We start from the raw sequence: 24619 nt of genomic DNA, 5'->3' as shown, positions 1-24619 counted from the left end.
TTCGGTGTGGAAGCGCGGCAACGCGTGGAGCTGACGAATACTAATCGGTCGAGGACTTATCCACACACTCTTAGCAAACATGCAGATCCAGTTTTCAGGGAATGAAATAAGCCTCTTTACCTCACAATGGGTAAGGAGGCTTTTGTTTTTACACGACCAGACAGGCTTCGTGCTTCACAATTGCTAGTGAATTTTTTGTCGACAAGTTAGGCCGAATGACCGACAAGTTCCCTCTTGCAGAGCGGTCTCGGGGTAGACTAACATGATAAGGTACCCGATCCAGGCGTTGGAGTAGGCGAGGCAAGGTTATGAAGGAGAATAAGCATGAAAAAAATTCTAATCTTTTCCGCTTCCATCGGTAACGGTCATAATCAGGCAGCGAGAGCGATGCAGGAAAGCCTGGCTGAGAATGGTTGCACCTCCATGATAATTGATACGTTGGAATATATCAGTCCTACATTTCACAAGATTTTGTTGGAAAGTTACATGAACCTGCTGAGATTGTCGCCGAAAATGTGGGGGAGAATTTACCATAACACCGAAAAAAGCCGTTTTTTTGATATGAACGTCCTGATGAACAAGCTGTTGGCAAACAAGCTGAAAAAGCTGATTAACAGCGTTCAACCGGATGCCTTTATTGCTACGCATCCTTTTGCCAGTTGCATGCTGTCTGTGCTGAAGGGCAGAAATGACTGGACGGAACCGATCTACACGATCATTACCGACTATACGATCCATCCCTCATGGATTAATCATCACATCAATTATTACTTCATTGGACATGAACAGTTGTACTATCTGGTCGACATTTACCGACAAGATCACCAGAAATTCATTCCGATGGGGATTCCGATCATGCGCAAGTTCCGCATGCCGCTTGATGCCAATGAGATCAAGCAAAGGCTTGGACTCGCGCCAGAGCAAAAATGCATCCTTCTCTCCGGGGGAGGTCTCGGCCTCGGTTCGATGGAAAAAGTTCTCGATGGACTGGAAGCCATCAACCTTCCGCTGAAAACATTTGTCATGACCGGAACCAATGAAAAGCTGTACAAAAAAGTGACGAATAAAACGTACCGTCATGAGGTAGTCCCCCTCAAATTCATTAACAACTTCCATGAGTATTTGGAGGTTGCCGATTTGATCGTCACCAAATCCGGCGGACTGACATCTGCCGAAGTGATGAGCAAGAGGGTGCCCATGATTATTTACAACCCGCTGCCAGGACAGGAAGAGAGAAACAGCCACTTCCTGCTAAACAACGGCTGCGCCGTACACGCCAATTTGTCCGAGCAGCTCATTTACTTTATCGATGAATTGTTGCACAGTCCGTCAAAAGTTGACTACATGCGACGGATGGGGCAAAAAATATCAAAGCCGGATGCCGCCCAGCGCATCGCAGAATTTATTTTGGATGATATGAGTATGCTGCAAGCAACCACTAACGAAAGTTCGTAGAACGGGCTAACAGGAGGAAGCGCATGAGTATGCCGTTTGCCATTTTCTTTGATATGGATGGCACATTGCTGCAGACGGAGAAGTTGTCGACGCCCGCTTTTTTGCGGACATTTGAGCGATTGAGAGAAAAAGGCTTGTGGGCAGGCGAGACGCCAAGCGAGGAAGAGTTGGTCAACGTGCTCGGACTGACTGTCGAGCAGGTCTGGAAAAAGCTTTTGCCAGGCGCAAATGAAGAAGCTGTCCGCGCGGCGGATGCTTTTTTGCTGGAAAACGAAATTGCTTTGCTCAAAGAAAAAGTGACCGATTTGTACCCTGGCGTGAGGGAGACGTTGGAACAGCTCCACGCCAAGGGGATTCCGCTGTTTGTCGCGAGCAACGGACAGAAGGAGTACATTGAAGCCATCTGCCAGGAGTATGCACTCAATCCGTTGCTGACGGATTTGTACTCGGCGGGACGGTTCCGCACGCGCTCCAAAGTGGATCTGGTAGCCAAGCTCATCGCCGACTACCAGGTAGAACAGGCGGTCATGGTAGGCGACCGCCATTCCGATGTAGAGGCAGGAGTAAAAAACGGCCTGTTTACCATCGGATGTGACTTCGGCTTCGCCAAGCCAGGAGAACTGGACGGGGCAAATGTCGTCATTACGCAGTTTCCGCAATTACTGGATCATTTGCCGGCAATCGACACCAAATCGCAAAGACTGACATAAACCATTCCTTTAGAGGAGTGGTTTTTTCTGTATAAAACATAAAACGCTTCGACAATTCATGAGCCGAGACGTGCCGCTTGCCGTCGACAAAACGGTCGTGCCGTTACTGTTTTGGATGGTTTCAAGCGCCCGCCTTTTGCCCACACTAGAAAGTGTATCGATCACTTGCAAGCGCGTCGCAAACCCATTATAATTAAAGTCAAAGATAGTCAAAGTCAGTAGCAAGCACATACACATATGGAATAGGAGGCGATGACTTGCGTAACATCTCGGACATCATTGAACAACACTTAAAAGGCATTTTGACACAAAGTCCCAATGGCTCGATCGAGATCCAGCGTAGTGAGCTTGCCGACTTATTTCAATGTGTGCCGTCTCAAATCAACTACGTCATCAATACGCGATTTACGGTACAAAAAGGGTACATTGTAGAGAGCAAGCGTGGGGGCGGCGGCTATATCCGCATTCGCAAGGTGCAGATTGTGAGCAAGGCGCGATTGCAGGAATTGCTGACCGAAGAGCTGATTGGCGAAAGCATCTCGCAGAGTGTAGGGAACGCGATTGTAGAGAGGCTGCAGGAAGAAGGTTTGGTCAACGCCAAAGAAGCAGCCTTGATGAAAATCGCCACCTCCCGAAATGTTTTGACTCTGGAGTCTGAATTACGGGATCGTTTGCGGGCAAATATATTAAAGCAGATGATTGCGGCTATCTTGTTGAAGTAAATGAAGCATGTGTTAGGGGGTAGGATGTAATGAACTGTGAGGAATGCGGAAAACGACCGGCGACACTGCATTTGACGAAAATCGTCAATGGTGAAAAAACCGAATACCATATTTGTGAGCATTGCGCTTCCGAAAAAGGGGACGTCTTTACCGGATTTCACAACTTCAGCATCAACAATCTCCTGTCAGGACTGTTAAAATTTGATCCCATGCAAAAAAACGGACGCGAGCCTGCGCCCAGCAAGCCGCTCCGCTGCGAAACATGCGGACTCACGTATGCCCAGTTCAGCAAAAGCGGCCGATTTGGCTGCAGCGATTGCTACACCTTCCTGGGTGACCGGCTCGATCCGTTGTTCCGCCGCATTCACGGCAATACGCAGCATAGCGGCAAGGTTCCGGAACGCACAGGCGGGCAGTTGAAAATCCGCAAAGAGCTGGAGCAGCTAAAACGTGCGCTGCAAAACCACGTCGCCAGCGAAGAGTTTGAAAAAGCGGCTGAAATGCGCGACCGAATCCGTGCGCTGGAACAAAAAATCGCTCAATCGTAACAAGGGGAGGTAAGCTGGTCATGTCACAAAAGCAGTTTATGCAAAACCCGTGGAGCAATTGGATGAAAGGAGAAGGTCCTGATTCCGATATCGTCATCAGCACACGGCTGCGCATCGCCCGAAACCTGCGCCAGCACCCTTTTCCGTTATTGGCAACCGACTCGCAAGGCGAGGAAGTCGTCAGAAAGGTAACGGAAGTGAGCGAATCGGAGGCCATGCGCAAGCGCCAGCCGCTGCAGGTTCTCCATATGGACCAGATCAATCCGCTGGAAAAACGGGTGCTGGTGGAAAAGCATCTCATCAGTCCGCACTTGGCGGAGGAATCGAGAAAAGGCGCTGTGCTCCTGAGTCCTGACGAGTCTGTCAGCATTATGGTGAACGAAGAGGACCACATTCGGATTCAGGTGCTGTTGCCAGGGTTTCGTTTGAATGAAGCATGGGAAATAGGAACCAAAATAGATGATATTTTCGAGAAGCATCTGAACTTCGCGTTCGATGAGACGAGAGGCTACCTCACGAGCTGTCCGACCAACGTCGGTACGGGGATTCGCGCCTCTGTCATGCTGCATTTGCCTGCATTGGTGATGACGCAGCAGATCAGCAGAATTTTGCAGGCGATTAATCAAGTTGGTCTGGTCGTTAGAGGAATTTACGGGGAAGGCAGCGAAGCTCTAGGAAACCTGTTCCAGTTGTCTAACCAGGTCACGCTCGGAATGTCGGAAACCGATATTCTCTCCAACCTCTACGGCGTTGCCAGACAGATTATTGAGCAGGAACGCGTAGCACGTACTTATTTGCTGGAGCATACGCGCATATCTTTGGAAGACCGCATTTTCCGTTCTTACGGGATTTTGCTGTATGCGCGCACTGTGGAGTCCAAGGAAGCAGCCCAACGCCTCTCTGACGTCCGCCTCGGCATTGACCTTGGCATCATCCCGGGGGTATCGCCTCTGGTGATGAACGAGCTGCTGGTGACGACTCAGCCGGGCTTCCTGCAGCAGCATGCAGGACAAAAGCTGACGCCAGACCAGCGCGACGAGCGAAGGGCACGGTTGATTCGGGAGAGGCTCAGTGCGACAGGACCAGCATGATTGGCAAAACATAAGGCATCAACAGAAGTGAACCTATAGAGAAAAACACGGTTATACGGAGGTGTACGATATGATGTTTGGACGTTTTACAGAACGAGCACAAAAAGTACTGGCGCTTGCCCTGGAAGAGGCAGTGCGTCTCGGTCACAAAGATATCGGGACGGAGCATGTACTGCTGGGACTGATTCGAGAAGGCGAAGGGATTGCTGCCAAGGCTTTGCAATCGCTCGGACTTGGACTCGATAAAATCCAGAGCGAAGTGGAGTCGTTGATCGGACGCGGAACAGAGCAGTCCGGTAGTAATTACACACCAAACTATACACCTCGCGCCAAAAAAGTAATTGAACTGTCCATGGACGAAGCGCGCAAACTGGGTCATACCTATGTGGGCACAGAGCACATCCTGCTCGGGCTGATCCGCGAAGGCGAAGGCATCGCCGCAAGAATCATGAACAACCTCGGCGTCAGCTTGAACAAGGCGCGTCAGCAAGTGCTGCAGCTTTTGGGCAGCTCGGAAATGATGGCGTCGCATCAGCCTTCCGGCGGCAATCCTGCGGCGAATACGCCTACGCTGGACGGATTGGCTCGCGACCTGACGGCAATCGCACGCGATGGCGGACTGGACCCTGTGATCGGCCGTCAAAAAGAAATCGAGCGTGTAATTCAAGTATTGAGCCGGCGCACCAAAAACAACCCGGTACTGATCGGGGAGCCTGGTGTGGGGAAAACGGCCATCGCAGAAGGTCTCGCGCAAAAAATCGTCAACAACGAAATTCCGGAGACGCTGCGTGACAAGCGCGTCATGACGCTCGACATGGGAACCGTTGTGGCGGGCACCAAATATCGCGGAGAATTCGAAGACCGCCTGAAAAAAATTATGGATGAAATCCGCCAGGCAGGAAACATCATCCTGTTCATTGACGAGCTGCATACACTCATCGGCGCAGGCGGTGCGGAAGGCGCGATTGACGCCTCCAACATCCTCAAGCCGGCTCTCGCTCGCGGCGAGCTGCAATGCGTCGGGGCAACCACGCTCGATGAATACCGCAAATACATCGAAAAAGACGCTGCGCTGGAGCGCCGTTTCCAACCGATTCAGGTGGATGAGCCGACGGCAGAGGACGCGATTCGCATCCTGCATGGCTTGCGTGACCGTTACGAAGCCCACCACCGTGTAAAAATTACCGATGAAGCCATCGAGCAGGCAGTGAAGCTGTCTGACCGTTACATTACCGACCGTTTCCTCCCGGACAAGGCGATTGACCTCGTCGACGAGGCAGCGTCCAAGGTGCGCCTGCAATCGTTCACGGTTCCGCCAAACCTCAAAGAGCTGGAAGGCCGTTTGGAAGAGGTGCGCAAGGAAAAAGACGCGGCTGTGCAATCGCAGGAGTTTGAAGAGGCGGCGGCCCTGCGCGATCAGGAACAGAAGCTTCGCGAAGAGCTGGACAAAACGAAAAAAGACTGGAAAGAACGCCAAGGCCAGTTGAACATGGAAGTGACACCAGAGGATATCGCGACTGTCGTCGCTAGCTGGACGGGAATCCCTGTTCTGAAGCTGAAGGAAGAGGAAACAGAGCGCCTCCTGAAAATGGAAGAGATTTTGCACGATCGTGTCATCGGTCAGGACGAAGCGGTCAAATCCATCTCCCGCGCGATTCGCCGTGCCCGTGCCGGTCTGAAAGACCCGAAACGCCCAATCGGCTCGTTTATTTTCCTCGGCCCGACAGGCGTGGGGAAAACCGAACTGGCCCGTGCCGTGGCAGAGACGCTGTTTGGAGACGAGGACGCCATGATCCGCGTCGACATGTCCGAGTACATGGAGAAACACTCCACTGCCCGTCTGGTAGGGGCTCCTCCAGGCTATGTCGGCTTTGACGAAGGCGGCCAGTTGACGGAAAAAGTGCGCCGCAAGCCGTACTCCGTCATCCTGCTGGATGAGATCGAGAAGGCGCATCCGGATGTTTTCAACATTTTGCTCCAGGTGCTCGATGACGGCCGATTGACGGACTCCAAGGGCCGTACCGTAGATTTCCGCAACACCGTCGTCATCATGACCTCCAACGTCGGAGCCAGCATGATTAAGAAAAACACGACACTCGGTTTCACCACCAACGATACCGAGAAAAAATATCAGGATATGAAGGACAAAGTCATGGATGAGCTGAAAAAGAGCTTCCGTCCGGAGTTCCTGAACCGCATCGACGAAGTCATCGTGTTCCACTCCTTGGAGCAGGAGCATATCGAGCAAATCGTATCGCTGATGACCGACGAGCTGCGCAAGCGTTTGAAAGAACAAAGCATTGATTTCCAATTGACGGAAGATGCCAAAAAGCTGCTGGCAAAAGAAGGCTTCGATCCAGCGTACGGGGCGCGCCCGCTGCGTCGTGCCATTCAGCGCCATATCGAAGACAAATTGTCGGAAGAACTGCTCAAGGGCAACATCAGCAAGGGCGACACAGTCAACATCGAGGCCGAAGAAGGCAAACTGGTCGTCAAACGACTGGAAAAAACAAAATCGTAAGCTGGGCGAAAAGCATCATGAAGAATGCCTCCTGTTTTGGGAGGTATTCTTTTTTTGGCTGCACAACTATGATAAAAGTAGAGAAGAAAATCCAAGTGAGGGTAGCGATTATGGCAAAGTATAAAACGAAATACGCGTGTCAAGAATGTGGCTATGAATCGCCAAAATGGATGGGAAAATGCCCGGGCTGCAATAGCTGGAATACATTGGTGGAAGAAGTGACAGTCAAGGCGGCGCACCGCCACGAAGGGCTGAGCGGCGGCACGCGCCAGTCGGCTATCCCTTTGACGCAGGTAGCCAGCGAAGAAGAGCCGCGCATGGATACGACCATTGGCGAGTTGAACCGCGTGCTCGGGGGAGGGCTCGTCCCAGGCTCGCTCATCCTGGTCGGCGGCGATCCGGGTATCGGCAAGTCCACACTGCTGTTGCAGACCTCTTTTGCTCTGGCTCATCAGGGGGCCAAAGTGCTGTACGTATCCGGGGAGGAGTCCGCGAAGCAGATCAAGCTGCGCGCAGACCGGCTGCATATGCAGACGCCCCCGATGTTTGTATTGGCAGAAAATGATTTGGATTTGATCGAACAGCATATTAATCAAGTAGACCCTCATGTGTTGATTATCGACTCGATCCAGACCGTGTTCCATCCCGCTGTGCAGTCTGCGGCCGGAAGCGTCGCGCAGGTACGCGAGGCGACGGCCCAGTTGATGCGGATTGCCAAGGGCAAAGGAATCGGTACTTTTATTGTCGGCCACGTGACCAAAGAAGGCTCGATCGCAGGTCCCCGTATGCTTGAACATATGGTGGACGCAGTTCTCTATTTTGAAGGCGAGCGCCACAATACGTTCCGGATTTTGCGCGCTGTCAAAAACCGTTTTGGTTCGACAAACGAGATCGGTATTTTCGAGATGAAGGATCGCGGTCTGGAAGAGGTCGCAAACCCTTCCGAGATTTTTCTGGCTGAGCGTCCCTTCGGCGTGGCTGGCTCCACCGTCGTAGCCAGCATGGAAGGCACCCGTCCAGTCCTGGTGGAGCTTCAGGCACTCGTGGCACCGACCAGCTTCGTTACGCCCCGGAGAATGGCTACAGGCGTCGATCACCAGCGTGTGGCGATGATTATGGCTGTTTTGGAAAAGCGCATGGGCATGATGCTGCAAAATCAGGACGCGTATGTCAACGTGGCCGGGGGCGTCCGCCTGGATGAGCCTGCTGTCGATTTGGCGATCGCCGTCAGCATCGCCAGCAGCTTTCGCGACCATGCCACCAATCCGCACGACGTCGTGATCGGGGAGATTGGCCTGACAGGAGAGGTGCGGGGCGTATCGCGCATTGAACAGCGCGTGCGGGAAGCGCACAAGCTCGGCTTCAAACGCGTGATTATACCGGAGAAAAACATTCGCGGCCTGGATGCGCCAGACGACATTCAGGTGATCGGCGTCAGCAATATTGCAGATGCTTTGAACGAGGTGATAAGGAGGTAAGGGCGGAATATGCAGGAGAACACGAAAAGAACTCCGCAGTTCGGCGATGTGCTTCGTTTGGTCGCACCAGGGACGCAGCTTCGCGAAGGGCTTGAAAATGTTTTGCGCGCCAAAACCGGCAGCCTGATCGTCGACGGCGGTTTTTCCATCAATTGCGACTTTTCTCCTGCCCATTTGTATGAATTGGCGAAGATGGATGGGGCGATTATAGTAAGTGAAGATGCCAAACGAATCTTGTACGCCAATACCCAACTGTTTCCGCCTGCTTCCATCCACACCAGCGAGACAGGTACTCGGCACCGGACTGCGCAACGGACAGCGATCCACACGAGCTACCTGGTCATCGCCATATCCCGGCGGGGTAATGTCATCACCTTGTACCAAGGAAATTTCCGCTATGTGCTCAATGAGATCAGCGTTATTCTCGCCAAGGCTAACCAGGCAGTATCCACCCTGGAAAAATACAAGGCGGTGCTCGATCAGGCATGACCAATCTCGGCGCACTGGAATTTGAAGAGCTGGTCACCTTGCACGAAGTCGCCTCTGTCTTGCAGCGAATCGAGATGGTGCTGCGGATCAAAACGGAGATTTCCAAGTACATATGCGAGCTGGGAGCAGAAGGCAGGCTCGTCAGCATGCAACTGGAGGAGCTTGTGTCGAATATTGAGGAAGAAGCGCAAATGCTCATTCGCGACTACGCCAAGGACGTGGCGCATGCTCCAGACGCAGTGCTGCGCGAGATGAAAAAGCTAAGCTCCGAGGAAGTGCTGGAGCTCGGGTCTTTCCTGCGTGTTCTCGGGTTTTCCGCGAGTGCCAGCATGCTGGAAGAATCGGTGTCGCCAAGGGGATACCGGATTTTGTACAAAATTCCCCGACTGCCACTTTCCATCATCGCCAATTTGGTCGAGCATTTTCATTATTTGCCGAGAATTATGATGGCGACGATTCAGGAATTAGACGAGGTGGAAGGAATTGGCGAAGTGCGCGCCCGGGCTATCAAGGAGGGCCTGAAACGGATTCAGGAGCAAGTGTTCATTGACAGGCACATTTAAAGTAGAATAGGATAAAGGCATTATTTGTTATTCAACATTTGCCCAGGGGACTTGAAAGCAACAGCAAGTTTGACAGGATACACTGTCTCCTCTGCAAAAGAAATCAGGAGGTAGTCTATGTTCGTGAAATCGTTGCCGAACATGCTAACCGTAAGCAACTTGTTTCTGGGAGTCTTGGCAATCATACTTGCGTTTCGAGGCGATCATTACGTCGATTACGCGGCGATTACGGTCATCATCGGTATGCTGGCGGACGGACTGGATGGACGCGTCGCTCGCATGCTGAATGCGCAAAGTGAATTCGGAAAGGAACTCGACTCGCTTTCTGACGTCATTACGTTTGGGATAGCTCCGGCTTTCATCATGTATGTTGTTGTCCTGCAGCACTTCGATTGGCTTGGGATTCTCGTTACCGCCATCTTCCCGATCTGTGGTGCGCTCCGTCTGGCCAGATTCAACGTCCAGGCCGGAGTTCCGGGATATTTCATCGGGCTGCCGATCACGGCTGCCGGTGGCGTGCTGGCCACGCTGGCCCTGTATCATCAAGTTTTCAATCCGGTACTGCTTGCGGTGAGCATGCTGCTTCTGGCTTTCCTCATGGTATCGAAGGTCAAGTATCCGAACTTCAAGAAGGTCGGGATTCCAAAATCGGCCTACTGGATTACGCCGATCATCATCGCCATCGTCGTTGTGGTTGCGATCAAGTATCCGCAGCAGTTTCCCAAAATCGTCTTCCTGCCGCTTGCTTTCTATGCCCTGTATGGAATAAAAAAAAACGTTGACTTTCTCGTCAAAAAATTACGCAAGCGCAAGAACAAGGAAGAAGAATCTGTGCCATTTGAATAAGCCAGGCAATGAAAAAACCCGCGCTGCGATGTGCGGGTTTTTCGCTTTTGGATGCAACTTTTTGTAGGGTTCATTCGTAATACGAGTGTGGGGTTAAGAAAGATTGAACACACCCAGCGTATTCAGCCGGTTCGATTCTTTTTGCAAGACGTCCTCCAGCTTGATGTCTGTAATGTTGCACAAGGCGGTCAGGTAAAAAAGATTTTTGCCAAGCTCTGCTGTGACTACGTCGCGACAATGCTCGCATAGTGGGCCGTTAAAGTGAGTGTCCAGATGGGACTTGTTCTCCTCCAGGTTTTTGCTTGCGTCGTAGGTTTGCTTTTTGGCTACCACTTCAACACAGCCGCATTCGGTGATGGCTTTCGTCAGGGAGCGGTTGATGCGAGACGCTGTTTCCTGAACTTTGGACATGACGTCCAGTACGCTTCGATGTCGGATCAAAAGCTCGGATACTTGTGCTTGAAAGTCGTCTACATCTCGTTTGTCCATATCGATTCACCTCTGCTTTAAGCTGTTCGTATCGTCACAATTTTCGCTCATTGTGTTACTGCCATTATAAGAAGGGAGTCTGGCCGCTGTCAATTTGCCTGGGAAGGAAACAGGTGTTTGAGGTTGACGAGAAAATGGCAACTATGTTAAAATTTTTGGCTATTTGACATGGTAAAATCATTTTTGCTATAGTGAGGGAAAGCGATAATGAAGCAATTTCGCTATTTGGAAAGAAACAGGGTTTTACTCATAGGCTTCTGTCTATAATTAATAAAAGGAGGTGAAGGCATGGTACGCCGCATAGGAAAAATCTTTTTTGTCTTGGTTGGCGGTGGCTTGGGGTACCAATACGGTACAGAGCTGTTTTCGCTGCTCAACCCGTTGTTGAATTTTGGAGTAGTTGCTGGAGCGCAATATATTGGGGCGGTACTTGGTGCCATTCTGTTCTTCTTTTTAGCTAATTGGCTGTTGGACTACATTTTGAGGGTAGTTCGCTGGGGAGAAGAGACGCTCGTCAAAATGCCGATTGTTGACGTGATGTTCGGAGCGATGGGGTTGATTAGTGGTCTTATTGTTGCCTTTTTATTATTCCTGCCCATCAGTAAAATTCCGATTCCGCTAATAGGTGATCTGTTGCCACTGGTTGTTTCCGGGTTGCTCGGCTATCTGGGCTTTCAGGTAGGGTTTCGCAAGCGGGACGAGATTATGTCGGTTTTCTCTATTGGACGCAAGGATAAGAAAAAGGAACAGGCTGCTGCGACGACCAATGTCGAGCACAAGATTTTGGATACGAGCGTCATCATTGACGGACGCATTGCAGATATTTGCCGCACGGGCTTTTTGGAGGGCGTGCTGGTCATTCCGGGCTTTGTCCTGGAGGAGCTGCAACACATCGCGGATTCCTCGGATGTGCTGAAGCGCAACCGCGGCCGCCGTGGTCTGGACATCCTCAACAAGATCCAGAAGGAAATGAAGGTCAAGGTGCAGATTTGGGAAGGCGACTTTGAAGAAGTATCCGAAGTGGACAGCAAGCTGATTAAGCTGGCGAAGGTCATGAACGGAAAAGTCGTCACCAACGACTTCAACCTGAACAAAGTGTGCGAGCTGCAAGGCGTGGCGGTATTGAACATCAACGACTTGGCTAACGCCGTGAAGCCGGTCGTGCTGCCAGGGGAAGAAATGAACGTGCAAGTCATCAAAGACGGCAAAGAGCACGGTCAGGGCGTTGCTTATCTCGACGACGGCACGATGATCGTCGTGGAAGGCGGACGCGAATACATCGGCAACGACGTGGACGTATTGGTCACCAGCGTGCTGCAAACGTCAGCGGGACGGATGATCTTCGCCAAGCCGAAGCTGCTGGAAAGAGCGCTGTAAGGCGAGAAGTACAAGACGGGAGAGGAAAGAAAACGTGAGTACAGGGGTCGTGATCGTTGCTGCCGGTTCCGGCAAAAGAATGGGCGGTCAACGAAACAAATTGTGGTTGCCGCTTGCAGGAGAGCCGATCTTGGCTCACACCGTTCGCCTTTTCGCTTCGCATCAGGAGATCGACCAGATCGTCCTGGTCGTGAGCGAAGCGGACTACGCCGACGTGCTTGCCTTGGTGGATGCGGAAAAGCTGCAAGTCACCGTCACCTTGGGCGGCGCCGAACGGCAGGACAGCGTCAGAAACGGTCTGGCGTCACTGGCTTCATCCTGTACCTACGTGCTTGTTCACGATGCTGCCCGACCTTTCGTCACGCAGCAGCAGATCAGCGACATACTCCGGCAGGTGCGGCGCGATCAGGCCACGATCATGGCCGTGCCTGTCAAGGATACGATAAAAGTGGTGGGGGCCACAGGGCTTGTGGAGGCTACCCCGGCACGGGAAAGCTTGTGGGCGGTTCAAACCCCACAAGCTTTTCGTATGTCTTTGCTGCGAGAGGCGCATGAGGCGGCAGAAAAAGCGGGCAAGCTCGGTACGGATGACGCGATGCTGGTCGAATGGCTGGGGCATCCTGTGTCCGTCATGCAGGGAAGCTATGAGAATATTAAGATCACGACGCCGGATGACCTGTGGCTCGGTGAAGAGATCATGCGTAAGCGAAGGGGAGAGTAAATCATGCGTATTGGACAAGGATTTGATGTGCATCAACTGGTGGAAGGTCGTCCGTGCATTATCGGCGGCGTCACCATTCCGTATGAAAAAGGCTTGCTGGGCCATTCTGACGCCGATGTGCTGCTGCACGCCATCAGCGACGCGATTCTCGGAGCGATTGGCGAAGGCGACATCGGGCGCCACTTCCCGGATACGGACCCTGCCTTCAAGGGAGCTGGCAGCGTCGTGCTGCTCGAGCATGTGTGGAAGCTGGCAAAAGAGCGTGGCTATCGCCTTGGCAACGTAGATGCGACGATTATCGCGCAAGCGCCGAAAATGGCTCCTTACATACCGCAAATGCGCGAAGTCATTGCCCGTGTGCTGGAGGCAGAAGACGCCTCGCAGGTAAACGTGAAGGCGACGACTTCGGAAAAGCTCGGTTTTACGGGCAGAGGAGAAGGAATCGCGGCCCAGGCTGCATGCTTGCTTGTCAAGTAAAGGGGCAAGGTGTAACATAAAGCCTTAGAAACGTATTCATGAAGGATCATAGCCTTTTACATTCACAAGGATGGTGCTAAAAATGGCGAAAGAAATCCGCACGCGTTATGCGCCGAGTCCTACGGGGCATTTGCACATCGGCGGTGCGCGAACAGCGCTTTTTAACTATCTGTTTGCCAAACATCACGGCGGTTCGTTTATCGTTCGGATCGAGGATACGGACCAAACGCGCAATAAGGAAAATGCCGATGAAGAGCAAATGAAGAACTTGAAATGGCTCGGAATCGAATGGGAAGAAGGCACCGATGTGGGCGGCCCCTACGGCCCGTATCGCCAAACCGAGAGATTGGACATTTACCGTAAATATATCGATCAACTGCTCGCAGAAGGCAAGGCGTACTACTGTTACGCGACCAAGGAAGAGCTGGATGCCGAGCGCGAAGAACAACTGGCGCGTGGAGAAACTCCGCGTATTCTGGAGAAGCATCGCCATGTGACAGAAGAGCAGCGCGCGCAATACGAAGCGGAAGGCCGTGTGCCATCCATTCATTTCCTTGTGCCGGATAACCGCGAATACGTAGTCAACGACCTGATCCGCGGACAGGTGACATTCAACTCCAACGAAATGGGCGACTTCGTCATTTGCCGTCCGGACGGTATCCCTACCTACAACTTCGCGGTTGTGATCGACGACTACCTGATGAAAATCAGCCACGTCATTCGCGGTGAGGAACATCTCTCCAACACGCCTCGCCAATTGATGATCTACGAAGCGTTTGGCTGGGAAGCGCCTGACTTCGCCCACTTGGCACTGATTCTCAACCAGGATGGCAAAAAAATGTCCAAGCGCGATGAAAGCATTTTGCAATTCATCGAGCAATACCGCGATCTTGGCTTCCTGCCAGAAGCAATCGTGAACTTCCTCGTTCTTTTGGGCTGGTCTCCAGGTGGCGAAGAGGAAATTTTCCTCATGGACGATTTGGTCAAGCTGTTCTCCATGGAGCGCGTGAGCAAGTCGCCGGCAGTATTTGATGCGACAAAAATGAACTGGATGAACAACTACTACCTGAAGCGTCAGCCGCTCGATCTGATTACCGACATGTGCATTCCGCACCTGCAAAAAGCGGGTTTTATCGAGGAAACGCTGTCTGACGAGAAGCGGGAGTGGGTGCGCAGCATTGTCGCGCTGTACCAGGAGCAAATGTCCTACTGTGCCCAAATCGTTCCATTGGCCGCTCTTTTCTTCCTGGACGAAGTGGTGTACGATGAAGAGGCGACAATGGTACTGAAAGAGCCGCAGTTTCCGGAAGTTCTCGCTTCTTTTGTGAAACACCTGTCGGCCCAGGATGCATATAATGTGGATGTCATCAAAGCGGTGCTGAAGGACGTGCAAAAGGAAACGGGTCAAAAAGGCAAAGCGCTGTTCATGCCAGTACGTGTCGGCACAACGGGTCAAGCGCACGGGCGCGACTTGGCAGAGACGCTGTACCTGCTCGGACGCGACAAAGTGTTGGCGCGTGCCCAGCGTGTGATTGCAAACGGAAAATAACCTGTAAAGGGCCAGTGATATACAAACGAATGCGACGATCAGGAGAAGTACGGCAGGATACACGTTTACAGAGAGGATGGAAAGGTGAGAGCCATCCAGCGTGCCCTGTTCGGAAATGCGCCTGTGAGCAATGAGCTGAACGTGTCTGACTGTTTGGACGACATCAGTAGGTGCCATCGGTTCCCGCCGTTATCGGGATGTAGAGCGAGATCGTGCGACTGGCTTTCTTTTGGCCGGATGAACAGCGATCTAAGCAGAGTGGAACCGCGGTAAACCCCGTCTCTGTCCCTTCGTCCTTGAAGGGGTGGAGGCGTTTTTCTTTTGCAGCAAAAAAATCTGGCAGGAATTTCAGGCAGGAGGTGCCACCCAACTATGTTCGCACAGATGAAAGATGACATTCAGGCTGTATTTGAAAGAGACCCGGCAGCACGCAGTGCATTGGAAGTTGTCATGACCTATTCAGGTCTGCACGCCATATGGGGGCACCGGATTGCCCACAAGCTCTGGAAAGCGGAGTGGTACACGCTTGCGCGGATTGTGTCGCAGGTTACCCGCTTTTTCACCGGGATCGAAATTCATCCGGGCGCGCGAATTGGCAGAGGCTTGTTTATCGACCACGGTATGGGCGTGGTCATCGGGGAGACATGTGAAATCGGCGACAATGTCACCATCTATCAGGGCGTCACGCTCGGGGGAACCGGGAAGGAAAAAGGCAAGCGCCATCCCACAATCGGCAACGATGTCATTATCGCAACGGGGGCAAAAGTGTTGGGTTCTTTCAAAATTGGCGATAATTCAAAGATAGGGGCTGGCGCAGTCGTTTTGCAGGAAGTGCCGCCCAACTCGACCGTAGTAGGGATCAAGGCACGCATCGTCATTCAGGATGGCAAACGCGTCAAACACGATCTGGACCACGTCAACATGCCTGACCCGGTTGCAGACACGATTCGTCTGATGCAAAAGGAAATCGATCAATTGCGCAAAGAATTGGAGCTTTTGAGGGAGGATAAAAAGAACCATGGGCATTCAACTGACTAATACGATGACACGACGAAAGGAACCGTTCGTCACATTGGAGCCGGGCAAGGTGAAGATGTACGTATGTGGACCGACCGTGTACAACTACATTCACATTGGAAACGCCCGTCCCGCTATTGTTTTCGACACGCTTCGACGTTATTTGAAATACCGCGGCTACGAAGTGACGTTCGTGCAAAACATTACCGATGTGGACGACAAACTGATTCGGGTAGCCAACCAGGAAGGAACGACGGTCAAGGAAGTAGCAGATCGCTACACCGATGCGTACAACGAGGACCTGCGTGCGCTGAACGTGTTGCCGCCTGACATTCAGCCGCGCGTCATGCAGACGATTCCGGAGATCATTTCGTTCGTGGAAGGGCTGATCGAAAAAGGCTACGCGTACGAGAGCGAAGGCGACGTCTATTTCCGCACGGGGCGTTTTCAGGAATACGGCAAGCTCTCGCACCAGCCGCTGGACGATTTGCAGGCAGGCGCTCGCGTAGAGATCAACGAGAAAAAAGAGCATCCGCTCGACTTCGCGCTCTGGAAGTCTGCGAAGGAAGGCGAAGTAACCTGGAGCAGCCCGTGGGGCGAAGGCAGACCAGGCTGGCATATCGAATGTTCGGCGATGGCCCTGAAGTTTTTGGGCGAACAGATCGACATTCATGCGGGCGGAACCGACCTTGTGTTCCCGCACCACGAAAACGAAATCGCGCAGTCCGAGTGCTTTACCGGAAAAGTGTTTGCCCGCTACTGGCTGCACAACGGGATGCTCAATATCGACAACGAGAAAATGTCGAAATCCCTCGGAAACTTTTTGCTCGCTCGCGATCTGTCCAAAAAATTCGGCGGCCAGTTGATCCGTTTCTTCATGCTGCAAGGCCACTACCGCAACCCGATCAATTTCAGCGAGGAGCTGCTGGAGCAGGCAGCGAACGGCCTGGAACGCATCAAAACGGCTTACACGAACCTCTCCCACCGCCTGGATACGGCAAGAGACGAGGAGCCGAACGGCCAGGCCGAGGAACAGCAGCGCATCATCAATGAGCTGAGAGAACGGTTCATCACTGAAATGGACGACGATCTTAATACAGCCAATGCCATCACGGTCATTTTCGACGTGGTGAAGGAAGCGAACCTGTATTTGCGCCACCAAAATGTAGGGGCTGGAGAGGTTCGCGCCTATATGGAGCTGCTCGTGGAATTGACAGAAGTTCTCGGACTTGAGATTGCCGAGGAGCAGGGGCTGGTGGACAGTGAGATCGACGCGCTGATCGCAGAGCGCACAGAGGCGCGTAAAGCGAAAAACTTTGCCCGCTCTGACGAAATTCGCGACCTGCTCGCGGCAAAAGGAATCGTGCTGGAGGACACGCCACAAGGTGTTCGCTGGCGCCGAAAATAAGGGGCCGAAGAAGCTAGATGCAAAAAGAAGAACTGACCCGAGATCCAAACCTGACAAATCCACTCGTGCTCGCCTTTCTGGGCGATGCTACCTATGCGCATTGCGTGCGGTATCATCTGATCGCCAAGGGGCTGGTTAAACCTAACCAGCTCCACAAGGCGGCCAATCGTTACGTTTCAGCCAAAGCACAGGCCAATGTGCTGCTCGCGCTGATGCCGACATTGCCGGAGGAAGAGCTGAATGTGGTAAAACGGGGGCGGAATGCCAAGTCCGGCTCCACCGCCAAAAATGCCGATATTATCGACTACAGGCATGCTACGGCTTTTGAAGCGCTGATTGGCTACTTGTATTTGTGTGGAAAAGAAGAGCGGATCGCAGAAATTGTGCAACAGGCGTTTGCGATTGTGGAAGGAGAGTAAGACATGAGTGAAGAGTGGATTTTGGGGAAAAACCCCGTGATCGAGGCGCTGCGTTCCGGGCGCACGATCAACAAGATTTGGATTGCGGAAGGGACCAACAAAAATTTGATGGCACCTGTCTTTGCTTTGGCAAAAGAGCAGGGGGTCATTGTGACTACCGCCAACCGCAAAAAGCTGGACCAGCTTGTGTCGACGGACAACCATCAGGGAGTCGTGGCTTCTGTCGCGGCTTACGACTACGTAGAAGTTGACGACATTTTGCAGCGGGCCGAGGAAAAAGGCGAGCAGCCGTTCCTTTTGCTGCTGGACGAGCTGGAAGACCCGCATAACCTGGGTTCGATCATGCGTACCGCAGATGCGGTGGGAGCGCATGGCATCGTCATTCCGAAGCGGCGCTCTGTCAGCCTGACAGCGACGGTGGCAAAGGCGTCAGCCGGAGCGATCAACTACGTGCCCGTAGCGCGCGTCACCAATCTCGTGCGCACGATGGAGGAGCTGAAGGAGCGCGGAGTCTGGATCGCGGGAACGGACGCCAGCGCCAAGCAGGACTTCCGCCAGGGCGACTACACGATGCCGCTCGCCGTTGTCATCGGCAGTGAAGGAAAAGGGATGAGTCGCCTCGTGCGGGAAAACTGTGATTTCCTCTACAGTCTGCCCATGGCGGGCAACGTCACCTCCCTGAATGCTTCGGTGGCTGCTGCTTTGCTGATGTATGAAGTATATCGCTCCAGGAGTCCTCTTCCGACGCGGGTGAAGTGAGATGGCGAAAAGAAAAGCCAAACAGCTTTTGATCGTGGACGGCTACAATATCATCGGGGCCTGGCCTGAGCTGCGCCTTTTGAAAGATCAGGAGCGGATGGACGAGGCGCGCGACCAGTTGATCTCCAAAATGGCAGAGTACCAGAGCTATACCGGGATCAAAGTCATCATCGTGTTCGACGCATACAACGTTCCCGGCATCGGCCGGCAAATGGAAGATTACCTGGTTGAAATCTACTTCACGAAGAAAAAGGAGACGGCTGACGAAAAAATTGAGCAGCTTGTCTCCGAATTTCACCAAAAAAATCGACAAATTTATGTAGCGACCTCGGACTATACGTCCCAGCGGGTTATTTTTGGACAGGGAGCCTTGCGCAAATCCGCGAGGGAGTTGCTGCTCGATATGGAAAACGCCGGGAAAGAAATCAAGCAGCAGGTCGAAAAAACGCACGAAGAACGGTTCTCCAAACGGATTGCGCTGAATGACGAAATAGCGAAAATATTCGAAAAATGGAGAAGGGAATAACTTGGATTCGGTTGACGCTTTTTTACGGCATCATGTATAATAGCGCTAGCTATGGAGAAACCGGTTGGCGGAGGGATCATTTGTGAGTGTTGACCTCAAGGAGTTAAAACATGCCCAATATGAACTAATGACCGACGAAGAAGTAGTCGACCTGGTTCGCGATAATGATGCCGAAGCTCTGGAATACTTGATTAACAAGTACAAGAACTTTGTGCGTGCCAAAGCGAGATCCTATTTTCTTATTGGGGCTGACCGCGAAGATATCGTACAGGAAGGCATGATCGGTCTGTACAAGTCCATTCGCGACTTCCGAGGGGACAAGCTCACGTCGTTCAAGGCGTTTGCCGAGCTTTGTATTACTCGTCAAATCATCACGGCGATCAAGACAGCGACTAGGCAGAAGCACATTCCGCTCAACTCGTACGTCTCGCTGGACAAGCCGATTTACGACGAGGATTCTGATCGGACACTGCTCGATGTGATTTCCGGGACCAAAGTGACTGATCCGGAAGAGCTGTTCATCAATCGCGAAGAGTTTGATGACATCGAAGGGAAAATGAGCGAAATATTGAGTGACCTGGAGCGGCAAGTGCTGATGCTGTACCTGGATGGACGGTCCTATCAACAAATTGCCGTCGAGCTCAAACGTCACGTCAAGTCTATTGATAATGCACTGCAGCGCGTCAAACGCAAACTGGAGCGCTATCTGGAAGGAAGAGAGATTCATCTGTAAAACAGGGGAATCTCTTTTTATTTTCGGACCGCCAAGCGCGCAAAAGCTTTGTACATAACGAACCGCGGAGGAATATGGAAGCAAAAGGCCTTCTTTTTGTCAAGTCGTTTTGTTTGACATGGGTATTTTGGTGTGATAAATTTATTTAGGTAGCCATAGACTCTTATCTCTCTGTTCTATGGTTACTTTGGTGAATGAAATGGTCAGGAAAAAGTAGCGGTTTTCCCGTACTATTTATCATTTGGTACTTTTAACGAATAGCAGGTTTGAAATGAGATGGAGGTGGCAATAAATGCGAGTAAACATCACGTTGGCGTGCACCGAGTGTGGCGAGCGTAACTATATCTCCACAAAAAACAAGCGCACCACTACTGAACGTGTTGAGCTGAAAAAGTATTGCTCCCGTGACAAGAAGCAAACCCTTCATCGCGAGACGAAGTAATGGTTGATGCGACGAAGTCAGGGGGTGGCAAAGTGGGTTTTTTAGCACGAATCGGAGCCAGTTTTCGCCGCACCGGTGATTTCTTTGGCGACGTAATGTCCGAACTAAAGAAAGTCCGTTGGCCGAATCGTAAAGAATTGACGACCTATACGATCGTCGTTCTCGTTACGGTTGTGCTTCTGGCAATATTCTTCTTCGTCGTTGATTTGGGAATCTCGCGCTTGATCGATTTGATTCTAGGAACGTAATTTTGCAAGTCTTAGGAGGGACGGACGGTTAACGTCCTGGTGGATATGGAAAAAGCATGGTATGTCGTTCATACGTACTCAGGTTACGAAAACAAGGTAAAGACGAACCTAGAGAAGCGCGTCGAGTCGATGGGCATGGAAGACAAGATCTTTCGCGTTCTCGTTCCCACTGAAGAAGAAGTGGAGACTAAGGATGGCAAAAAGCGCACCGTCACGAAAAAAGTGTTTCCTGGATACGTCCTTGTTGAAATGGTGATGACGGACGACTCTTGGTATGTCGTGCGCAACACTCCTGGGGTTACCGGCTTTGTCGGATCCACGGGCGCTGGCTCCAAGCCGACAGCGCTGCGTCCTGAAGAGGCCGATACGATTCTCAAGCAAATGGGGATCGAAATTCCCAAGATCAGAGTCGATTTTGCTCTCCGCGATATGGTGCGCGTCACAGATGGTCCGTTTTCTAATCGCACCGGGGAGATTATCGAGATTCACCCCGACAGACAGAAGGTTCGCGTATTGGTGGACATCTTCGGTCGCGAAACACCGGTAGAGCTAGACTTTACACAAGTTCAAAAATTGGATTAGGATTCAACTTGAAAAGTATCGCGCTATGTGGTACATTTCATTTTGTTTTAACAATCCCACAACAATATCTGGGGTTTCTTGCACTCTCACTATAGATCGAAAGTCTTTTGCGAGACTTTCATAAAACGGTGGGAGGGGGCATTCCCCCGTAATAACCACATGTGAAGTAAGGAGGTGTCTTACGTGGCTAAGAAGGTTATCCGCGTAATTAAATTACAAATCCCAGCAGGTAAAGCGAATCCTGCACCTCCAGTAGGTCCGGCTCTCGGTCAAGCTGGTGTAAACATCATGGGGTTCTGTAAAGAATTCAATGCTCGTACAGAGAGCGAAGTTGGTATGATTATCCCGGTGGAAATCACCGTGTTCGAAGACCGCTCTTTCACCTTTATCACAAAAACTCCTCCGGCTGCTGTTCTGTTGAAGAAAGCTGCTGGTATCGAGTCCGGTTCCGGCGTACCAAACAAAACAAAGGTTGCTACGCTGAAACGTGATAAAGTTCGCGAAATCGCTGAACTGAAGCGTCCTGACCTGAATGCTGCATCCGTGGAAGCGGCTATGCGCATGGTGGAAGGTACTGCTCGTTCCATGGGTATCGTAATCGAAGACTAATTGTCTTGAGTGCAAGGGGGCACAGACATTGTGCCCCCCTGTCTGTGGGAGGATTAACCGCTACGACCACATTGAAGGGAGATTTTTATTCATGGCTAAAAAAGGTAAGAAGTATCAAGAGGCTGTAAAGCTCGTTGATAAAAACAAAGTGTACGAAGTAGTCGAAGGCATTGAGCTGGTTAAAAAAGCAGCTACTGCTAAATTCGACGAAACAGTTGAAGCAGCATTCCGTTTGGGTGTAGACCCGAAACGTGCTGACCAACAAATCCGTGGTGCTGTAGTATTGCCACACGGTACTGGTAAAGTACAACGCGTTCTTGTATTTGCAAAAGGCGAAAAAGCAAAAGAAGCAGAAGCTGCTGGCGCTGACTTCGTAGGCGATGCAGACATGATCGCGAAAATCCAAGGTGGCTGGTTCGACTTTGACGTCGTAGTAGCTACTCCTGACATGATGGGTGAAGTAGGGAAATTGGGTCGTGTACTCGGTCCAAAAGGCCTGATGCCAAACCCTAAAACCGGTACAGTTACTTTCGACGTAACCAAAGCGGTTAACGAAATCAAAGCCGGTAAAATCGAGTACCGCGTAGACAAGGCAGGTAACATCCACGCTCCGATCGGAAAAGTGTCTTTCGACGCTGACAAGCTGGCTGAAAACCTGGCTGCTCTGACAGAAGCGCTGAACCGTGCGAAACCGGCTGCAGCAAAAGGTGTTTACATGAAAAATGTAACCCTGAGCTCTACAATGGGTCCTGGTGTACGCGTAGCTGTAAAATAATGACGCTTGACTTCCTTTTGGGGAGTTGTTAAGATAGTTCCTGTTGACGAAAAGAATATGCCGTAGACAGAAGGTGCGGTGCTTGCAAGAGTAACGCTTAATATCCCTCCGAGGCGTGTAATGTACGAATGAGGAAATGTGGATTTCCTTTGACGATAGAGCATTATGCCCTCGTGATGTCTGCGAGGGCATTCTTCTTTTTCCAGGATTAGAGCACGGGAGGTGTAAACAATGGCAGAAATTCGTCCAACCGTTATTCGTGAAGAAAAGGTACAAGCGATCAACGAAATCGCAACCAAGCTCCGCGAGAGCCAAACCACAGTGGTGGCTGACTACCGCGGTCTGACTGTAGCCCAAGTTACCGAGCTCCGCAAACAACTGCGTGAAGCTGGTGTTGAGTTCCAGGTGTTGAAAAACTCCCTGACTCGTCTGGCTACCGAGAAGGAAAACCTGACTGAACTGGATCAATATCTGACTGGCCCGAACGCTCTGGCGTTCTCCAAAGACGATGTTGTCGCTCCAGCAAAAATCATCGCGGAATTTGCGAAGAAAAACGAAAAGCTGGAAATCAAGGGTGGCGTGATCGAAGGCAAAGTAGTTGGTGCAGAGCAAATCAAAGCACTGGCAACTCTTCCTTCCCGCGAAGGTCTCTTGTCCATGCTTCTCTCCGTCCTGCAAGCTCCAATGCGCAACGTTGCGTTGGCAATCAAAGCAGTGGCCGAGCAAAAAGAAGGTCAAGGCGCGTAATCGTCTGATCGGGTAAAGCTTACACAAATACTATTCCATGAATGGAGGATTTCAAAATGTCTAAAGAGCAAATCTTGGAAGCCATTAAAGGCATGTCCGTTCTCGAACTGAACGACCTGGTAAAAGCAATCGAAGAAGAATTCGGCGTAACTGCTGCTGCTCCTGTAGCTGTAGTTGCTGGTGGCGCTGCTGAAGCTGCTGCTGAGCAAACTGAATTCACTGTAACCCTGGTAAGCGGCGGCGCTTCCAAAATCAACGTAATCAAAGTTGTTCGCGAACTGACTGGTCTGGGTCTGAAAGAAGCGAAAGACCTGGTAGACAACGCTCCAAAAACACTCAAAGAGGGCGTTTCCAAAGAAGAAGCAGAATCTCTCAAAGCAAAACTCGAAGAAGCTGGCGCACAAGTAGAAGTGAAGTAAGTTAGCTTTCTTTAGAAATTCCCCTTGCCTGCGGCAGGGGGTTTTTCTGTAAGGGGACGGCGAGTGTTTTCCAATCGATGAGGAAGGGTGAATCACACGTGGCAGATCACTATTACACCAATCGGCCGGGGGCAGCGCATGACGAGCAGCAGTTTTCGTTTGTGCTGCGCGGGAAGGAGCTGCGCTTCATCACGGACGCAGGCGTTTTTTCCCGGGACCGGATTGACTTTGGAAGTGTATTGCTCATCGAAAACATGGAGATCGGCAGTCATGCGCGTGTGCTGGATGTGGGCTGTGGCTACGGGCCGATCGGCTTGACGGCTGCCACGCTTGCGGATCAGGGGCGGGTGACGATGATCGACGTGAATGAGCGTGCGGTTGACCTGGCTCGTCGGAATGCCGAAAGAAACGGGATCAAAAATGTTGAGGTGCGGGTCAGTGACGTTTACAGCGCCGTGCAAGGCGAGCAGTACGACGTCATTTTGACCAATCCGCCGATTCGGGCGGGCAAGGAAATTGTGCATCGCATTTTTACTGAAGGACATGCGCTGCTCGTGGAAGATGGAGAGATGTGGGTAGTGATTCAGAAAAAGCAAGGCGCTCCGTCTGCTCTGAAGAAGCTGCAAGAGACGTACCGTGAAGTGATTGAAGTGGATCGGGAAAAGGGATACTCCATCTTTCGGGCAATCAAATAGTCAAGCGACAATCCTTAGAAAAGTTTTCTTGACGTGAATATTTGATTGTGGTAGCATTATAAAATGTCAATATGGGATAAATGTCTATTTTTCAGCAATTCCCTGTCTGTCAAGCGTTTCTACTTTTTTCCTGAAAGAGGAATGTTTGTGTAAAAACATGGGAATTCTTTTAAAATAGATTTTCTCTGGGTTAAAAATGGTTGA

The 24619-nt window shown here is 51.5% G+C and carries 27 protein-coding genes, 1 pseudogene and 2 other annotated features; of the genes and pseudogenes, 27 read left to right on the top strand and 1 reads right to left on the bottom strand.

Features of this window, described 5'->3' with window-relative positions; genetic code table 11:
* The first annotated feature begins 324 nt into the window (after positions 1 to 324).
* From AC3WQH_RS17105 to pssA, 9 genes and pseudogenes are all read left to right on the top strand, one after another.
* Entirely contained in the window at positions 325 to 1455 is a 1131-nt protein-coding gene (locus AC3WQH_RS17105) for an MGDG synthase family glycosyltransferase (RefSeq protein ID WP_005828915.1), read from the top strand.
* A 23-nt stretch (positions 1456 to 1478) separates the two neighbouring features.
* A complete protein-coding gene (locus AC3WQH_RS17100) occupies positions 1479 to 2165 on the top strand; it encodes an HAD family hydrolase (RefSeq protein WP_026556990.1) in 687 nt (228 codons plus the stop codon).
* 257 nt (positions 2166 to 2422) lie between these two features.
* Positions 2423 to 2887 carry a CtsR family transcriptional regulator gene (locus AC3WQH_RS17095; protein WP_005828913.1) on the top strand — a complete coding sequence of 155 codons (465 nt, stop codon included), beginning with the start codon at positions 2423 to 2425 and terminating at the stop codon, positions 2885 to 2887.
* 29 nt (positions 2888 to 2916) lie between these two features.
* A complete protein-coding gene (gene mcsA / locus AC3WQH_RS17090) occupies positions 2917 to 3435 on the top strand; it encodes a protein-arginine kinase activator protein McsA (RefSeq protein ID WP_005828912.1) in 519 nt (172 codons plus the stop codon).
* Between the two features lie 20 nt (positions 3436 to 3455).
* A complete protein-coding gene (gene mcsB / locus AC3WQH_RS17085) occupies positions 3456 to 4526 on the top strand; it encodes a protein-arginine kinase McsB (RefSeq protein ID WP_005828911.1) in 1071 nt (356 codons plus the stop codon).
* A gap of 70 nt (positions 4527 to 4596) precedes the next feature.
* On the top strand, positions 4597 to 7047 hold the full coding sequence (locus AC3WQH_RS17080; protein WP_005828910.1) for an ATP-dependent Clp protease ATP-binding subunit: 2451 nt from the start codon (positions 4597 to 4599) through the stop codon (positions 7045 to 7047).
* A gap of 110 nt (positions 7048 to 7157) precedes the next feature.
* Positions 7158 to 8525 carry a DNA repair protein RadA gene (gene radA / locus AC3WQH_RS17075; protein ID WP_025845267.1) on the top strand — a complete coding sequence of 456 codons (1368 nt, stop codon included), beginning with the start codon at positions 7158 to 7160 and terminating at the stop codon, positions 8523 to 8525.
* Positions 8526 to 8534: 9 nt separating this feature from the next.
* A pseudogene (gene disA, locus AC3WQH_RS17070) lies at positions 8535 to 9577 on the top strand (DNA integrity scanning diadenylate cyclase DisA).
* A gap of 117 nt (positions 9578 to 9694) precedes the next feature.
* Entirely contained in the window at positions 9695 to 10423 is a 729-nt protein-coding gene (gene pssA, locus AC3WQH_RS17065) for a CDP-diacylglycerol--serine O-phosphatidyltransferase (RefSeq protein ID WP_005828908.1), read from the top strand.
* 93 nt (positions 10424 to 10516) lie between these two features.
* On the opposite strand, the gene AC3WQH_RS17060 is transcribed toward pssA, so the two are convergent.
* Complete coding sequence (locus AC3WQH_RS17060) at positions 10517 to 10912, bottom strand: nucleoside triphosphate pyrophosphohydrolase family protein (RefSeq protein ID WP_005828907.1); 396 nt, start codon at positions 10910 to 10912, stop codon at positions 10517 to 10519.
* A 288-nt stretch (positions 10913 to 11200) separates the two neighbouring features.
* Between AC3WQH_RS17060 and AC3WQH_RS17055 the strand changes: the two genes are divergently transcribed.
* The 18 genes from AC3WQH_RS17055 (at position 11201) to AC3WQH_RS16970 (ending at position 24415) form a co-directional block, all read left to right on the top strand.
* Positions 11201 to 12289 carry a PIN/TRAM domain-containing protein gene (locus AC3WQH_RS17055; protein WP_005828906.1) on the top strand — a complete coding sequence of 363 codons (1089 nt, stop codon included), beginning with the start codon at positions 11201 to 11203 and terminating at the stop codon, positions 12287 to 12289.
* Positions 12290 to 12323: 34 nt separating this feature from the next.
* A complete protein-coding gene (gene ispD / locus AC3WQH_RS17050) occupies positions 12324 to 13010 on the top strand; it encodes a 2-C-methyl-D-erythritol 4-phosphate cytidylyltransferase (protein ID WP_238502974.1) in 687 nt (228 codons plus the stop codon).
* Positions 13011 to 13013: 3 nt separating this feature from the next.
* Positions 13014 to 13487: a 2-C-methyl-D-erythritol 2,4-cyclodiphosphate synthase gene (ispF, locus tag AC3WQH_RS17045; RefSeq protein WP_492332169.1), complete on the top strand. Its 474-nt coding sequence runs from the start codon at positions 13014 to 13016 to the stop codon at positions 13485 to 13487.
* 82 nt (positions 13488 to 13569) lie between these two features.
* Positions 13570 to 15036: a glutamate--tRNA ligase gene (gltX, locus tag AC3WQH_RS17040; protein ID WP_005828903.1), complete on the top strand. Its 1467-nt coding sequence runs from the start codon at positions 13570 to 13572 to the stop codon at positions 15034 to 15036.
* A gap of 25 nt (positions 15037 to 15061) precedes the next feature.
* Positions 15062 to 15323, top strand: a binding site (T-box leader).
* Between the two features lie 85 nt (positions 15324 to 15408).
* Complete coding sequence (gene cysE, locus AC3WQH_RS17035; protein WP_005828902.1) at positions 15409 to 16074, top strand: serine O-acetyltransferase; 666 nt, start codon at positions 15409 to 15411, stop codon at positions 16072 to 16074.
* A complete protein-coding gene (cysS, locus tag AC3WQH_RS17030) occupies positions 16055 to 17461 on the top strand; it encodes a cysteine--tRNA ligase (protein ID WP_327920111.1) in 1407 nt (468 codons plus the stop codon). The genes cysE and cysS overlap by 20 nt, the downstream gene beginning before the upstream one ends.
* A 17-nt stretch (positions 17462 to 17478) precedes the next feature.
* Positions 17479 to 17880: a Mini-ribonuclease 3 gene (locus AC3WQH_RS17025; RefSeq protein WP_005828899.1), complete on the top strand. Its 402-nt coding sequence runs from the start codon at positions 17479 to 17481 to the stop codon at positions 17878 to 17880.
* Between the two features lie 3 nt (positions 17881 to 17883).
* Positions 17884 to 18639 (top strand): 23S rRNA (guanosine(2251)-2'-O)-methyltransferase RlmB, encoded by a 756-nt coding sequence (gene rlmB, locus AC3WQH_RS17020; protein WP_005828897.1) that lies wholly within the window; start codon positions 17884 to 17886, stop codon positions 18637 to 18639.
* A 1-nt stretch (position 18640) separates the two neighbouring features.
* Complete coding sequence (locus AC3WQH_RS17015; protein ID WP_005828895.1) at positions 18641 to 19165, top strand: NYN domain-containing protein; 525 nt, start codon at positions 18641 to 18643, stop codon at positions 19163 to 19165.
* 82 nt (positions 19166 to 19247) lie between these two features.
* Positions 19248 to 19898: an RNA polymerase sporulation sigma factor SigH gene (gene sigH / locus AC3WQH_RS17010; RefSeq protein WP_005828894.1), complete on the top strand. Its 651-nt coding sequence runs from the start codon at positions 19248 to 19250 to the stop codon at positions 19896 to 19898.
* 292 nt (positions 19899 to 20190) lie between these two features.
* Positions 20191 to 20340, top strand: coding sequence for a 50S ribosomal protein L33 (rpmG, locus tag AC3WQH_RS17005; protein WP_003392018.1), 150 nt, complete (start codon positions 20191 to 20193; stop codon positions 20338 to 20340).
* On the top strand, positions 20340 to 20588 hold the full coding sequence (gene secE / locus AC3WQH_RS17000; protein WP_005828890.1) for a preprotein translocase subunit SecE: 249 nt from the start codon (positions 20340 to 20342) through the stop codon (positions 20586 to 20588). The genes rpmG and secE overlap by 1 nt, the downstream gene beginning before the upstream one ends.
* A gap of 45 nt (positions 20589 to 20633) precedes the next feature.
* Entirely contained in the window at positions 20634 to 21170 is a 537-nt protein-coding gene (gene nusG, locus AC3WQH_RS16995) for a transcription termination/antitermination protein NusG (protein WP_005828888.1), read from the top strand.
* A 183-nt stretch (positions 21171 to 21353) separates the two neighbouring features.
* Positions 21354 to 21779 carry a 50S ribosomal protein L11 gene (gene rplK, locus AC3WQH_RS16990; RefSeq protein WP_005828886.1) on the top strand — a complete coding sequence of 142 codons (426 nt, stop codon included), beginning with the start codon at positions 21354 to 21356 and terminating at the stop codon, positions 21777 to 21779.
* Between the two features lie 91 nt (positions 21780 to 21870).
* Complete coding sequence (rplA, locus tag AC3WQH_RS16985; protein ID WP_005828884.1) at positions 21871 to 22554, top strand: 50S ribosomal protein L1; 684 nt, start codon at positions 21871 to 21873, stop codon at positions 22552 to 22554.
* A gap of 42 nt (positions 22555 to 22596) precedes the next feature.
* Positions 22597 to 22761 (top strand) — a sequence feature (ribosomal protein L10 leader region).
* A gap of 24 nt (positions 22762 to 22785) precedes the next feature.
* Entirely contained in the window at positions 22786 to 23301 is a 516-nt protein-coding gene (rplJ, locus tag AC3WQH_RS16980; RefSeq protein WP_005828883.1) for a 50S ribosomal protein L10, read from the top strand.
* Positions 23302 to 23357: 56 nt separating this feature from the next.
* Positions 23358 to 23720 carry a 50S ribosomal protein L7/L12 gene (rplL, locus tag AC3WQH_RS16975; protein ID WP_005828881.1) on the top strand — a complete coding sequence of 121 codons (363 nt, stop codon included), beginning with the start codon at positions 23358 to 23360 and terminating at the stop codon, positions 23718 to 23720.
* Positions 23721 to 23818: 98 nt separating this feature from the next.
* On the top strand, positions 23819 to 24415 hold the full coding sequence (locus AC3WQH_RS16970) for a class I SAM-dependent methyltransferase (RefSeq protein WP_005828879.1): 597 nt from the start codon (positions 23819 to 23821) through the stop codon (positions 24413 to 24415).
* The last annotated feature ends 204 nt before the right edge of the window (positions 24416 to 24619 follow it).

The organism is Brevibacillus sp. FW301-21C12A (genome assembly GCF_058788915.1).
Note: the sequence above shows the minus strand (reverse complement) of the source record. Positions and strands in the feature narration are given on the sequence as shown.